A 13,887-nucleotide genomic window follows, 5' to 3' on the forward strand; every position below is an offset into this window, starting at 1 on the left:
TACATTAATCACTTCTACTTTGGGAGTTCTGTTTACTGATAAAAAGCAAGATTATGGGGACTGTTGACCCTCCGAATTTTAGATTTTAAATTTTGGATTTTGGATTGTTTTTGGTTCAAGCCCCGCCCCTTGTGGAGCCACTGCGGTCTTGGGGGTTTCTCCCATGAGCAAGTGGCGTGGCGGAATCAATCTAAAATCGTTGACCCTGAGCGAAGCCGAAGGGTCAATTTAAAATCCCCAAGCTGCATCCCTTTATGGGTGCAGTCAATCTAAAATCTAAAACTTGTACTGAGCTTGCCGAAGTATCCAAAATCCAAAATCGGATTGACTCTTGACTCTTGACAAATGCCAATGATAATTTTAGTACCTCAAGGAGCCGAGTATAAAGCTGTGTGTCGTGGCTTAAGCCGTGTCACCACCGCTAAACCGACTGTGATGCCAATTCCTGTTGGCATCAAGCCACTAATCACATATCTGCATAAATTGCAAGAGCAGAATCAATTAGTGAATCCCTTGTCGAGAGTTTTGGTTATGGGTTTATGCGGTAGCCTCAACCCTAGCTATTCTGTGGGGGATATCGTGCTGTATCAAGATTGTGTTTATCAAGGAAAGTTGCAAAAGTGCGATCGCCTCTTGACAACAGAAATCTGCTCGCGTATATCAGACAAAGTTACTTTAGTCAAGTCATTAACAAGCGATCGCGTAATTTGTTCAGCAGCAGAAAAACTCCATCTGGGTGAGAAATTTGGGGCTGATGTTGTTGACATGGAAGGATTTGCCGTCTTAGATTTCTTTCATCAGTTGGGAGTGTCAATAGCAATGCTGCGAGTCGTCAGCGATGACTGTCGCCACGATATACCTGATTTAACATCAGCAATCAGCGCCGATGGTTCCTTAAAACCCTTATCCCTAGCACTGAGATTAATTCAGCAACCCATAGCGGCTACAAGACTAATTCGAGGTTCCTTGCAGGGGTTAAAAGTGTTAGAGAACTTGATAGAATCACTAATTAGGGCTTACTGAAAAAGTCTTATGGCTAGGATAGGCAATAGGCAGCCGAAGTGGGGAGCATCCCAATTTTGCCAAAATAAAATTTGTAGTGGGAGCATCTTGCTCCCTAATTTCCAGGCAGCGGGCTAGTCCAGGCAGCGGGCTAGTCCAGGCAGTGGGCTAGTCCAGGCAGCGGGCTAGAAGCCCGCACTACAAAAAAATAAATTTACACATTTGGGATGCTCCCGCTGAAGTGTGGCGTGGTTTTTCTCCCCTGCACTCTGCACCCCTGCACAAGCGCAAACTTTGCGAGGTGTGGTGAGAAATCCGGGTATCGCATGGTGTTGATTTCACAATTACCCTTAAAGCTGATTTCGTGCTTTGAGTTGTAAATATCTTTCAACCAAATGATCAGTAATCTGGTTAGCTGGTGCGTCGAGAACCAACACACCTTTTTGTTTCAACTGAGCAAAAGCAACTTGCCGCTGTGCTAATAAATCTAAAGCCACTGCACGAGCATAAGCATTAGTGACATCTTCGGTGAATGTGTGCGCCAAACGATCAACTTGGGGATCTCGGAGAGTTACACAAAACGGCAAATAACGAGGTGCTAGTCGGGAGAGGGCGGCGAGGAGTTCGGTAGAGGCGGTGACATCAACTAAGTCGGTAATCAAGACTACTAGCGCCCGACGAGTTTGCTGCTGCACAACCTTTGTCACTGCACCCAAATAATCAGATTCTAGTAATGCTGGTTGAATGGGAGTCAAGCGATCAATTAGCTGGCCGAGGTGATGTTGACCGCGTTCTGAGGGAATCCACGTATGCATCTGGCGGTCAAATATACCTACGCCGACGCGATCGCCTCGATGCAATCCTGCCAATGCTAAGGACAAAGTAGCATTCAAACCCCAATCAAAGCGCTGCAAACCCTGGACTCTTTGCGTCATCAAGCGTCCGCGATCGAGCAAAATCAATAAAGTTTGCTCTTGTTCTGGTTCTAAAACCCTTACCAAAGGTGGTGTATTACCATAGGCTCCTACCCGTCGGGCTGTGGCTTTCCAATCAATCAACCGCAAATCGTCACCAGTGCGATAGTTACGCAATTCGGCAAACTCAGTCCCGATACCTATTTGGCGAAATTGACGGATTGATCCAGATGACTGTAGTGTCAGCCGAATCGAAAGCGATCGCAATCCAATTAAATCAGGATAAACCTTGACTGGTAGACTTTGGGGAATCTGCCAATCATCCCAAGCCAACCGCCAGTGTCCTAATTGTCGTACCTGAATATTCCCCCAAGGAAACTCTCCTCGCTGTGTGGGTTTGACGGTATACGTCAATTCTTGGGTGCTGTTCATGGCAACAGTGGCGTTTAGTGTAGATGTAGAGACACCAAATCCTGTTGGGTAGTAGTCGCAAATTTGAATTGTAGCGTCAGCGTTACCCGATGTGACCGTTAATAGCACTGGGTTATCTCGCCCAATGGACAATCGTGATGGTAATACACGAGTAATTTGCACACGGTGTCGTCGCGCCCTCGAACCATCTACAACCATTAACCCCAGCACTACAACATCAAATAGTAAGGCGATCGCCATGCTGAAGGGAATACCGATAAAAATGGAGAGAATTGGGGCGATCGCTATTCCTAATATCAATAATAAATATACTCTTCTTGATGCAACCATTTTTTGAAGTCTGAAGTATGAAGTCTGAAATTATGAACGATATACTTAATTGTCATAAAAGGCACTGTGTTAAACATACAGTGCCTGTTTAACTGGTTGCTATTGGTTTTAACTAGCTTGCTGATTAACTCGTCTTTGCATTTCCGCATCTGCTTCTTCATCTGTTGTGCAAAGCACGCCAGGACGAGAGCGAATAATGCTGAGATAGTACTGAAAAGCATCTTCATCTTGAGGATTGCGTCTAACATAGTCACGCAATTCCTGCTCAGTCATTGCTTGGTAGTTTGGGCTAGTCACTCGATTATCACCTCCCCATTTTTAAATATCTCTATTTGTATAGTTTCGCCAACTAACATGACTATTCGATTAGTGCGACTATCAAGCCTCACTAAATTAATTGGCTGAAGCAAGTTACTCGCTCTTACACATCTTTGATAAAGTGCTTTTAACTGTGCCGATGTTGGTTCCATTTCACTCCCTTTTTTATTCTCACCTCTTCGCTGCGCGTCTTTCCAAGGCTCCCTCTAGGGTTTACGATTCCGGCTACTTATCCCGGGGGCAATAAAGTTTATGTTGATTTAAGATTTTTAACAAAGTTTATTAATCATTCGCTCTCGAATATTGAACGGTTTTTGCTTTTCCTCGCTCATACTTTCGTTTCACCCTTCAGACTTCAGACTTCATACTTCACCCTTCATCTTGGCACCGGGACTTGATTAATCACCGACGCAATTACTGCGTCAATTTGTAAACCATCTAGCATGGCTTCTGGCTTCAAAATTAAGCGATGACGCAGCAGTGGCGATGCAACAGCTTTGATATCATCTGGAGTGACAAAATTTCTCCCTGCTAGCCACGCCACCGCTTGGGATGTCTGCAACCAAGCGCCAGCAGCACGCGGCGATGCACCTAAAGCTAAATCAGGATATTGACGGGATGTTCTGACCAACGTCAAGAGATAATCAATAATAGCTTCAGATACCTTAATTTCTAGGACTGCTTGCCGTGCTTGCAAAATATCGGCTACCGTTGCTATTGGTTTGAGGCGGCTGATATCTAAGCGTCGCGCTGCAAATCCTGCTTGGCGATTGAGTAACATTTGCTTTTCAGCGGCTTGGTCAGGGTAATTTACTACTAGTTTGAATAAAAATCTATCTAGCTGCGCTTCTGGTAAGGGATAAGTGCCTTCAAATTCTAGGGGATTTTGAGTGGCGATCGCCCAAAATAAATCTGGCAAAGGCAAGCTTTCACCATCCAGTGTCACCTGCTTCTCTTCCATCGCTTCTAACAACGCCGCTTGTGTCTTCGGGGGAGTGCGGTTAATTTCATCGGCCAGCAGCACCTCGGTAAACACAGGCCCCTTTCTCAAGGTGAAATTGCGGCTATTCAAATCAAAAATATTTGTCCCAGTAATATCAGATGGTAAAACATCTGGTGTCAATTGAATGCGACGGAAGTCGGCTTGAATTAACTGTGCTAACACTTTTACTAACAGTGTCTTACCGGTTCCCGGTACTCCTTCCAAAATTATATGTCCACCTGCTAACAGTGCCACTAGCAACTGCTCTATCAGGCTGGATTGTCCTACAATTACTTGGTTCAGTCCTTGACCGAGACGAATGAAAATAGGATGGGTTTCGCTCATATTTGATTGAGAAAAAATTCACGCAAGAGTGCAAATCAGTTATCAGTAATCAGTGAACAGTTATCAGTTATCAGGTCTGTTCACTGTTCACTGTTCACTGATTACTGTTCACGCAGGGTGCGCCATTTCCCCAACCAGCTTAACAGGTCTTGTTCACTGATGGTTTTTTTTCGGGCATGTAATTTTAATACTGCTTCCAATTCGGCTGCACTTAGACCGGTTTTCTCTACCCAAACAGCCATCAAAACTTGGGGTTCCAGCAATAATTGCCCTAATCCCAAGGCTTTTTGTAGTTGTAGTTGTTCTTCTTTACCTACCATTTCCACGACGAAATCCGTGGATTCGGCTTTTTGTAACACTCCTGCTAACGCTTGGATATATGCCTCGCTATTATCTATAGCTGGTGTATCTAAAGCTACTGGCTTACCAAAACGGCGATTCTGTGACCAAATGAGTACTAATAGCAAAACGCCTGCTTGCAATAAGGCAGTAAATAAAGGCATTTGCACAAAATAACTGAATAAGTTGCCTTTGCCTTCTTTTTCTCGGACATCGGCATCTTTGTAGCCGTGAATGTATTCATCGACAAAAATCTGGTTATTTTTTTGGCTAACTAAATTGGCTAAATACTGGAAATTACTTAAATAATCCTGGTAAGCATTAGCGGCTAAATGGGGAGTGGTAGAAAAAATCGCTTTGCCTTTGTCGTATTTTTCTTCCCAGACAATAGCACCGAAGCGATCGCCTAAAGAAACTAGCTCTGGTTCAACTTTCTCGCGTCGTCTCCGCGTGGCAATCTTGACATCGCCAAAGGACGACTTTTGCGTGGTGCTAAACTCCGCTGCTGTGACGCGATCGCGCACACCCAAAATTACCAGAGTGTTCCCTTGTTCTAACCATTCTCGCTCTTGTTGATCCACTCCTGGCGGATTCAGTTCACTGTATACCCGTAGTAAAGTCACGGGATTTTTATCGGCTTTGAGATCACTCCCCGGCTTTTGCCAGCGCTGAATGGCAATTCCCTGCTGTTGCATAAAAGCATACCAAGCACCATAGCCATCAGGGGCGCGGTTATAAGTGGAGCCACTATTAATTGTGTTACTACTGGGAGCCACTATCAAGCTCAGTAAAATAATTACCCCTAGTGCGATCGCCCCCAGCCAAGCTAGACGGTTTGATTTATTTGTCATTTGTTAACTGTTAACTGTTGACTGATAACTGATAACTGTTCACTGATAACTGATAACTGATAACTGTTCACTGATTAAAAATCTCCCTATAGGCTTGCTGACACTGCTCATAATTTTCAGGTAATATCTCAGCATCGCCAAAACATAATTGTTCATGAGTGGTAATTAGAGTTTCATAAGGCTGTACTGGGGTGATGGATGATCTTAGCAATTGCAGATATTCGCCATCTGTGCGACTGGGTTTGTGGGTCAGGATGCTGGTATCATGTAAACGTTGTAATATTGCCAGATAGAGGCAACGGCAAGCCTCACGGTAATTACCTTCACGGTAAAATTCTTGCGATCGCGTTAACAAAAGTGCGATCGATGCATCATTTGAGGGGATTTTTGTCCCAGAAGCAATATTATCTAGATTCTCAGTCAACCAAGCATACACATAAGAACCAAATTCTCGCCACAGCCGCCAAACTACCCAGGCCAAGAATAAGCCGACTGAAACCCAAAACAGTATGTTTAGGAGCTGACCTAACCAAGGACTTATTGACCATTCAGAAGGCAGTTCTGGCAGAGCCAATTGTAACTGGGAAAACTGGTATTCTATCCATTCTCCTGCTTGTTGTTTGAACTGAGAAAGCTGCCAATCCCAGCTAGTTTTTTCAAAGGCTTCTGTCGTCATAGAGGAAAGTAGGGGAGATGAGGAAGCAGGGGGCAGGGGGGATAAGGGAGAAATAACTAATGACTCTTGACCCTTGACTCTTAACAAAATGACCAATGACCAATGACCAATGACCAATTTTGCTATTTTGTAGCACGAGCCGACCCGATATTACAAGAAACACACCCACTATTTAGCAACACATATTATATAGGACTAGTATTTGATTTTTGAAATACACGTAGGAGAGCCGCAGTCGGGTGGACTGCCGAATCCGGAGGGAGGAGTTTCCCTCGTTGAGAGGAATTGACTCCCCTAACAGGGAGTTAAAAATTCATTAGTTGTCGGGCTAAAGTGAAATTGATATTAAAGAGCAATTTTCAAATGACTATTTACTTTTACAAAGCTTGGCAGCCTTATGGCTGTTTTTCTAACTTTTCTCCCCACGGAATCCAAATCCAGGGTACTTACTGGTCAACGGTAGAGCATTATTATCAAGCACAAAAGTTTGTCGGTAGTATCGATGCAGTAATTATACCGCTCATCCATGCCGCCCAAACTCCAGAAGAAGCAGCTGCTTTAGGACGCTGTACCACTCGCCAACTCCGTTCAGATTGGAATGTGGTTAAAACTGAGGTAATGCGAGAAGCCGTCCTGAAAAAATTTGTCACTCATGGCGAGATCAGAGAAATTCTTCTGTCCACAGGTAATCAGATCCTAGTAGAAAACTCCCCAATTGATTATTTCTGGGGCTGTGGTGCGGATAAAACTGGTCAAAACTATCTCGGTAACATCCTCATGAGTGTGCGTGCAGAAATCCGTCAGTTAGTTCCTTTAACAGCAATTCCTGATAAATATTTGTCAGACAAGTACACTAAATATTGAGTCAATTGTGGTGAGAGGGGAATATGCTATTCCCCTCTCACCACAATTTTAATTTTCTGAATGTAAACTGTAATAAATTGGCTAATAAAATATTGGTTACAACTATATATATGGGAATCATATTTTATTTTTGAGCAGATCTATGCATCTGTAGTATCGTTCAAGAATCAAAGATGAGGTTAAATGTTAAGGCAATACATTTATCCTAATTCAGGATTATTTTGGTTGTTTTGTATATTTTTATTTTCATCAAAATTATTCTAAACAAATCAATTTTTTGAGGTATATAAACTTTCTATTTAAAATAGAGAAATCTTTGAAATTACCTAACACAATCTGCGTATTTTCACCGAATACAAATCTAACGCCAGAGGATTAAAATTAAGTCTTTGTTAAGATTTTGGTTTTAAACTAAGACCTATAAAAACTAAAATTGAGAGTTTAAGAAAATATTTATATTTATAGGCGTAAATAAGCAATGGCACTTCCCGATAGACAAAATGGGTGGCGACAAAAGACCTCTGAACAAGAAGAGTTACTGCATGGGATGACAAGCCGGATTAGGCGATCGCTTGAACTCTCAGAAATATTAACAGCTACAGTTGCAGAAGCTCGTTCATTTTTGGGTACTGATCGGGTGATGGTCTACCGATTTAACGCTGATACTAGTGGTGAAGTGATTGCTGAATCAATTTATGAACAGCGTTTACCATCTTTATTGGGGTTGAACTTCCCTGGGGATGATATCCCACGAGTGGCGAGAGAAATGTTTTTGCAATTTCGGCAACGTTCGATTGTGGATGTAGCTAATGGAAAGATAGGATTATTTCCGCTATACTCTCCAGAAACTGGCGAGTTTAACCCAACTGAAAATATTTACTATCGGCAGGTAGACCCATGCCATATAGAATACTTAAGCTCAATGGGAGTTCAGTCTTCGCTAGTCATGCCAATTGTACATTGCAACCTCAAAGTGCAATCGGCAAAACCTGAACTGTGGGGATTATTAGTATCACACCACAGTCAGCCACGAACAATAGTGGAAAAGGAAGTCAGGGTTTTACAGCAAGTTGTCGATCAGGTAGAAATTGCGATCGCTCAAAGTAATCTACTCAGTGAAACCCGTACCCAGCAGCAGCAAGAAGCGACGATTAACCAAATCACTACCCTGTTACATAAACTGCCAACGATCCAGTTACAAGAAGCGCTAGAAACAACTGTTGTAGCGTTAAATGGCGTAGGCGGTAGACTCTACATTGAGCATAGTAAAGAACTATACACCTGGGGCGACCAGCCGCTAGCACCCTACGATTCAGAAACTGTCATTATCGAACAACACCCCGTGTGGCAAAACTGGATGACTCAGTCTCGACCCGGGAGTGTTTGGGCGATTACAGACCTCAAGCAGGAACCCTATTTGCGAGTTTTGGCTCTCGCCTTCCAGTCTACTCAGATTCAGGGATTATTGGTGATTCCCCTTTATTACCGCCAAAATTTTATCGGTGTACTCAGCATTTTTCGCGCCAAAGTTGATACTGAAATTTTATGGGCAGGACGCTGTGACCAGAATCGGCGACAACGCTTACCACAGCTTTCTTTTGAGGTTTGGCGAGAGCAAATAAAAGGGCAAGCACCTAAATGGCAGCCTAAAGATATTTCTTTAGCACAAGCTTTATGCTATCACTTCTCAATGGCAATTCAGCAGCAGCAAATGTACCAACAAGTACAGGCGTCAAATCTGAATTTAGAACATCGGGTACAAGAACAAACTGCTGAACTGGAACAATCATTACTATTTGCAAAAGTACTCAAGCAAATTACAGAACAGATCCGCAGTACATTGAACTTAAACACAACCCTGCAAACCATTGTGCGGGAAGTCCGCCCTTTACTCAATGCTGATCGGGTGCTGATTTACCAGATAGCAGGTAAAACTGATAGTCAAGTAATTGTGGAAGAAATTAATGGTAGTTATGCGTCGGCTTTGGGCGTGAAAGCACCACCTGATTGCTTCCCTAATGAGTATATTCGTCTTTACTTTGAAGGCAGAATCAGAGCAATTAGCAATGTATCAACAGCTAATTTGAGCGACTGTCATCGAGAATTTTTGCAACATCTGCAAGTGCAAGCCAATTTAATTATCCCCATTAACATAGGTATGCAAGTTTGGGGATTACTGATCGCCCATCAGTGTGATGCTCCCAGAAATTGGCAGGATGCGGAAATTGAGTTACTACAGCAAATAGCAGATCAAGCAGCGATCGCTATTCAACAAGCACAACTCTATGAACAAAGCTATATTGCCGAAACTGAGGCCAAAGCTAAGGCTATACAATTAGAGCATACTCTATATGAACTCCAAGAAACACAAACACAATTGATTCAAACTGAAAAAATGTCCAGCCTAGGACAGTTAGTTGCAGGTGTGGCGCATGAAATCAATAATCCTGTTAACTTTATCTATGGTAACTTAGATTATGTCAGTGAATATACTCAGCAATTGGTGCAACTTTTACAGCTTTATCAGTTACACTATCCCAACCCTAATAGTGAAATTTTATCATTAGAAAAAGCGATTGATCTTAATTTTGTCACAGAAGACTTACCAAAAATTATCTCCTCAATGCAAGTAGGAGCAGATCGCATCCAGTCAATAGTGCGATCGCTACGTAATTTTTCTCGCCTAGATGAGGCTGAATATAAATCCGTTGACATCCATGAAGGTATTGATAACACGTTATTAATCTTGCAATATCGCCTAATAGCAAATGCTGATTTGTCTGACATTGAAGTAGTCAAAGACTACGGGAAATTGCCATTAGTTAAATGCTATGCTGGACAGATGAATCAAGTATTTATGAATATTTTTAGTAATGCCATTGATGCTCTAGAAAGAGAAACTGAAAATAATCAATCCTTAATCCCTAAAATTTTGATTTCTACGAGAGTTTCTGCCGATAATTCCTGTGTGCTGATTCGCGTTGCCGATAATGGATCGGGAATGAGCGAAGATGTAAAAAAACGTATTTTCGATCCATTTTTTACAACCAAGCAAGTAGGAAAGGGTACAGGCTTAGGGCTAGCTATCAGCTACCAGATTGTTGTTAAAAAGCATGGTGGAGTGCTTGACTGTGTTTCTCAACTCGGCAAAGGTACTGAGTTTTGGATTGAAATTCCCCTGAACACCCCTCAACCAATATGTAAAGTTAATCTTTATACATGATTGCTCATCGACGTTACTGCTCCCCAAGTGCGATAATAATTCAAAATCTATCGTTCTCGACTCATACAGCTACAAAATACTACACGTGAATTATGAAGTTATGATATCGGGCGATCGCCTGTACAAGTTTTTACAAAAAGGGGTATTGACAAAACTTTGATACTGTGGAACCGTATATACAGACAGCTAAATAACCTCACTCGAAAGCAACCGCAATCGAAAACGCAGGTTTTTGGAGTTGTCTCAGCAGCAGAACTCCTAGTTTACTGCCAAGCTTTACGTCATCCCTTCCGCTGAATATTCAGGCGGATATCTAGTTTACTAATTGGCTAGACTTTCAATGGGAAGATTAAGATGTTTGGGTGAATGTTCAGGGGAAGCGATGACGCAAAGCTTGGTAGTAAGCCAGGAGTTCTACGGCTGAGACTTGAACCAAAAAAAAGCGTAGTTAGAAAGCTTTAGGCTAGATGAGTAATTTTGTGAAGCTGTCCAGTTCACCAAAAAATTATGGACATATTACAATGGCAGACATTCATCTATCTCCAAATGGACAAACAAGTCAGCAGCTACCTTTAGTTTCCATTTATTGGGATTATCAAAATATCAAATTGAGCTTAGATGGAGTAAAGTTATTAATCGACTTTTCCAATTCTAAAGGATGTTTAATTGGTAAAAACATGTACTATAATTCGCAGTGTCCAGACCAAGCAGCTGCAAAGAATGGTATAGCCAGTGTTAGCTTTAAATGTTTTGATGTACCATGCCCTCTTAAGAACAGTGCAGATAATCAGTTGATAGCTGACTGCCTAGAGGAACTTAACAGTAATCTGTCTCCAGATATAGTTATCCTTGTATCAGGTGATGGAGACTTTGTAAAATTGGTTCGGAATCTACAAAATTTGGGTAAAAAAGTCATAATATTGGCTCATATAGGTAATGTAAAGCAAAAATTAAAAGAACTTGCTGATGAGTTTTACTTTTTAGATAATTTACATGAATTAGTTCAGAATAAGACTAAACCTCAAACCACCGTTGATTCTCAAATTAGTTACAATGAGGCTATCGAGTATCTAACTAAAGCTATCAAGATTGCCTTTAGTCAAGGAAAGCGTACAGGATTTAGCTATATTGATAACTTGATGCGTCAGCATTGTCTTGCATATCAAGGATTTGCTTCTATCAATACACCTGATGGTAAGAAATTTAAGAGCTTTAGTCAATTTATTGATGCTGCTGTGAAGGATGGAAAAGTCAAAATACAAAATGAGCAATTGTTTTTAATTGAGTTAGATAAACTTGCTGCTTGAGTTGGCTTTTCACAACCTAGTTATCTGGCGGTGCGTTACGGCTAAAGCCTAACGCACCCTACTCAAAGATTTACTAAACAGCACCGCTATTTGCGGTTTTTTCATGTTTAAAAATAAGTTACCCAAGAGTCAATTTTCACAACAGTACAAAAGAGAAAAATGCATAGAATTCTAACATTCCATGACGAAAAACTCCTACGAAAAGCGCTCACACATCGTTCTTATGTGAATGAAAACCCAGGGGAAGGTGAACACAATGAACGATTGGAGTTTCTTGGAGATGCTTTACTGAATTATTTAAGTGGTGAATATCTCTATAATCGTCACCCAGAAAAGGGAGAAGATGAATTAACGCGGCGGCGTTCTGCATTAGTGGATGAGAAGCAATTAGCAAAGTTTGCGATTGAGGTAGGTTTAGATTTTAGGATGCGGTTGGGTAAAGGTGCAATTCGAGATGGAGGATATCAAAATCCTAATTTATTAAGTAGCACTTTTGAAGCAGTTCTTGCCGCTTATTATCTAGACAATGATTCAAAAATTGAAGCAGTCCGCGCAATTGTAGAACCATTATTTGATTCTGTACCTGAGCAAATTGTTGTGTCTCGCTCTAATGTAGATTCAAAAAATCGCTTTCAAGAATGGGTGCAACGTAATGTTACACCAAATCCGCCCAATTATGTCACAGAACAAAGCGGTGGAGTTTCTCACGCACCAGTATTTATCGCTAAAGTATTGGTGAATGAAAAAGAGTATGGAGAAGGGAAAGGACGTAATAAAAAAGATGCGGAAAAAGCGGCTGCAGAAGATGCACTAGCTAAGTTGAAAAAACAAGGGCTGGTGTGAAATTCTGGTGTTGCTGAATTCAGGTATGAGAATAATTTGGCTTGGGGCGGAAAACTCTTATGGAGTCGCGAGCGATCGCATTTAATATCGCCATTATAGCAACACAATCGAGCGAGGGCGGGGAAACCCCGCCCCTTGTATCTTAAATAGAAGATCCCAAGGAACCGAGTAAATAGCTTTCACTGTGATGTAGAGCAAAGACTTGACTTGAGAATGCAGTTCAAAAAACTTAAATGTTGTCTGTACTAGTTTAACGACACAATTCTTTTTGGAGGACTGGTAATACCAGGTCAAGCTGCCCCGCCCCTGAGACCATACAAAAGTCTGTAACGTAGATTGGCAACCTGTATCGGTGAAATCGAATTGAATTGTAGAGACTGGACAGTATCTTAGACCCCAAATATTGGGAAAGTCTGCATTCACAAGGATAGTAGATGCAATTCATCAGTTCTTCTATTGTAGAAATTAACTGTGGAGGAAATGTCTCATGTCAAAAATAGTTCTCGGTATCGATATCAGTAAAAAAGATTTTCATGTGACTTTGATACTGGAGAACCAAACCACAAAATCCAAAGTCTTTAAAAACAATCCAGAAGGTTTTGTTAACCTACAAAACTGGCTCATCAAACAAGGAGCGACTCAAGTTCATGGCTGCATGGAAGCGACAAGCACCTATGGCGAAGCATTGGCAGAGTTTTTAGTGGAGAATGGTCACAAAGTCAGTGTGGTCAATCCATCCCGCATTAAAGGATTTGCCAAGAGCGAACTACTTCGTACTAAGACGGACAAAGTAGATGCCGCAGTGATTGCGCGTTTTTGTCTGGCGATTGCCCCAGAACTTTGGACTCCTTTACCAGTTGAGGTGAAAGAGCTTCAAGCGCTCCTTCGTCGTTTAGAATCGCTCACGGACATGTACCAACAGGAGCAGAATCGGTTAGAAACTGCCACACCCACTGTTGCCGCTTTAATTGAGTCTCATTTAGAGCAGTTAAAACAGCTGATTGTCCAGGTGAAACAACTGATTCACGACCACTTTGAGCGCCATCCTGATTTGAAGGCCAAGCGCGACCTTTTAACCTCAATCCCTGGTATTGGTGAGCAGACTGCGGCTGTGCTGTTAACCGAAATCGGTTGTCTTGAACAATACCGCAATGCTCGCCAGTTAGCTGCTCATGCTGGCTTAACTCCCCAAGAACGTTCTAGTGGCTCTTCGGTGCAGGGTAAGTCTCGCTTATCTGGAGTTGGCAATGCCCGACTCCGAAAGGCACTTTATATGCCTGCTGTTGCTGCTATGCGCCATAATCCGCTGTTGAAATTATTTGCACAGCGTTTGCTAGATCGTGGCAAGGTCAAAATGCAAGTTCTTGCTGCTGTGATGCGTAAACTCCTGCATTTGGCTTTTGGGGTTTTAAAATCCCAAAAGCCTTTTGACCCTGATTATCTCGCTCATGCCTCTTGACG

The 13,887-nt window shown here is 42.1% G+C and carries 11 protein-coding genes; 6 read left to right on the top strand and 5 right to left on the bottom strand.

Going from position 1 to position 13,887, the window contains the following annotated elements:
- Positions 1-345: 345 nt before the first annotated feature.
- A complete protein-coding gene (locus CAL7507_RS20090; RefSeq protein WP_015130327.1) occupies positions 346-1,023 on the top strand; it encodes a purine or other phosphorylase family 1 in 678 nt (225 codons plus the stop codon).
- 329 nt (positions 1,024-1,352) lie between these two features.
- Here the strand turns inward: CAL7507_RS20090 and CAL7507_RS20095 are convergent, their stop codons facing one another.
- From CAL7507_RS20095 to CAL7507_RS20115, 5 genes are all read right to left on the bottom strand, one after another.
- The gene (locus tag CAL7507_RS20095; protein ID WP_015130328.1) at positions 1,353-2,678 is read right to left on the bottom strand and encodes a DUF58 domain-containing protein; all 1,326 of its coding nucleotides are present in this window, start codon (positions 2,676-2,678) and stop codon (positions 1,353-1,355) included.
- A 108-nt stretch (positions 2,679-2,786) separates the two neighbouring features.
- Positions 2,787-2,975: a hypothetical protein gene (locus CAL7507_RS20100; RefSeq protein WP_015130329.1), complete on the bottom strand. Its 189-nt coding sequence runs from the start codon at positions 2,973-2,975 to the stop codon at positions 2,787-2,789.
- A gap of 397 nt (positions 2,976-3,372) precedes the next feature.
- Positions 3,373-4,323 (bottom strand): MoxR family ATPase, encoded by a 951-nt coding sequence (locus CAL7507_RS20105; protein WP_015130330.1) that lies wholly within the window; start codon positions 4,321-4,323, stop codon positions 3,373-3,375.
- 101 nt (positions 4,324-4,424) lie between these two features.
- Positions 4,425-5,513, bottom strand: coding sequence for a DUF4350 domain-containing protein (locus CAL7507_RS20110; protein WP_015130331.1), 1,089 nt, complete (start codon positions 5,511-5,513; stop codon positions 4,425-4,427).
- Between the two features lie 67 nt (positions 5,514-5,580).
- Positions 5,581-6,189, bottom strand: coding sequence for a DUF4129 domain-containing protein (locus CAL7507_RS20115; RefSeq protein WP_015130332.1), 609 nt, complete (start codon positions 6,187-6,189; stop codon positions 5,581-5,583).
- 363 nt (positions 6,190-6,552) lie between these two features.
- On the opposite strand from CAL7507_RS20115, the gene CAL7507_RS20120 reads away from it, so the two are divergent.
- From CAL7507_RS20120 to CAL7507_RS20140, 5 genes are all read left to right on the top strand, one after another.
- A complete protein-coding gene (locus CAL7507_RS20120; protein WP_015130333.1) occupies positions 6,553-7,053 on the top strand; it encodes an NADAR family protein in 501 nt (166 codons plus the stop codon).
- A 478-nt stretch (positions 7,054-7,531) separates the two neighbouring features.
- Positions 7,532-10,276: a GAF domain-containing protein gene (locus tag CAL7507_RS20125; RefSeq protein WP_015130334.1), complete on the top strand. Its 2,745-nt coding sequence runs from the start codon at positions 7,532-7,534 to the stop codon at positions 10,274-10,276.
- A 521-nt stretch (positions 10,277-10,797) separates the two neighbouring features.
- Complete coding sequence (locus CAL7507_RS20130) at positions 10,798-11,583, top strand: NYN domain-containing protein (protein WP_015130335.1); 786 nt, start codon at positions 10,798-10,800, stop codon at positions 11,581-11,583.
- Between the two features lie 159 nt (positions 11,584-11,742).
- Positions 11,743-12,426, top strand: a complete 684-nt coding sequence (rnc, locus tag CAL7507_RS20135) for a ribonuclease III (RefSeq protein WP_015130336.1) — start codon at positions 11,743-11,745, stop codon at positions 12,424-12,426.
- Positions 12,427-12,913: 487 nt separating this feature from the next.
- Positions 12,914-13,885 carry an IS110 family transposase gene (locus CAL7507_RS20140; protein ID WP_015127871.1) on the top strand — a complete coding sequence of 324 codons (972 nt, stop codon included), beginning with the start codon at positions 12,914-12,916 and terminating at the stop codon, positions 13,883-13,885.
- Positions 13,886-13,887 lie beyond the last annotated feature (2 nt).

The organism is Calothrix sp. PCC 7507, assembly GCF_000316575.1.
Taxonomy (GTDB): Bacteria; Cyanobacteriota; Cyanobacteriia; order Cyanobacteriales; family Nostocaceae; genus Fortiea.

Coding starts and splice junctions, on each gene's coding strand:
- CAL7507_RS20125 (WP_015130334.1), top strand. CDS start 7,532: ATGGCACTTCCCGATAGACAAAATGGGTGGCGACAAAAGACCTCTGAA.
- CAL7507_RS20105 (WP_015130330.1), bottom strand. CDS start 4,323: ATGAGCGAAACCCATCCTATTTTCATTCGTCTCGGTCAAGGACTGAAC.
- CAL7507_RS20115 (WP_015130332.1), bottom strand. CDS start 6,189: ATGACGACAGAAGCCTTTGAAAAAACTAGCTGGGATTGGCAGCTTTCT.
- CAL7507_RS20140 (WP_015127871.1), top strand. CDS start 12,914: ATGTCAAAAATAGTTCTCGGTATCGATATCAGTAAAAAAGATTTTCAT.
- CAL7507_RS20110 (WP_015130331.1), bottom strand. CDS start 5,513: ATGACAAATAAATCAAACCGTCTAGCTTGGCTGGGGGCGATCGCACTA.
- rnc (WP_015130336.1), top strand. CDS start 11,743: ATGCATAGAATTCTAACATTCCATGACGAAAAACTCCTACGAAAAGCG.
- CAL7507_RS20130 (WP_015130335.1), top strand. CDS start 10,798: ATGGCAGACATTCATCTATCTCCAAATGGACAAACAAGTCAGCAGCTA.
- CAL7507_RS20090 (WP_015130327.1), top strand. CDS start 346: ATGCCAATGATAATTTTAGTACCTCAAGGAGCCGAGTATAAAGCTGTG.
- CAL7507_RS20120 (WP_015130333.1), top strand. CDS start 6,553: ATGACTATTTACTTTTACAAAGCTTGGCAGCCTTATGGCTGTTTTTCT.
- CAL7507_RS20095 (WP_015130328.1), bottom strand. CDS start 2,678: ATGGTTGCATCAAGAAGAGTATATTTATTATTGATATTAGGAATAGCG.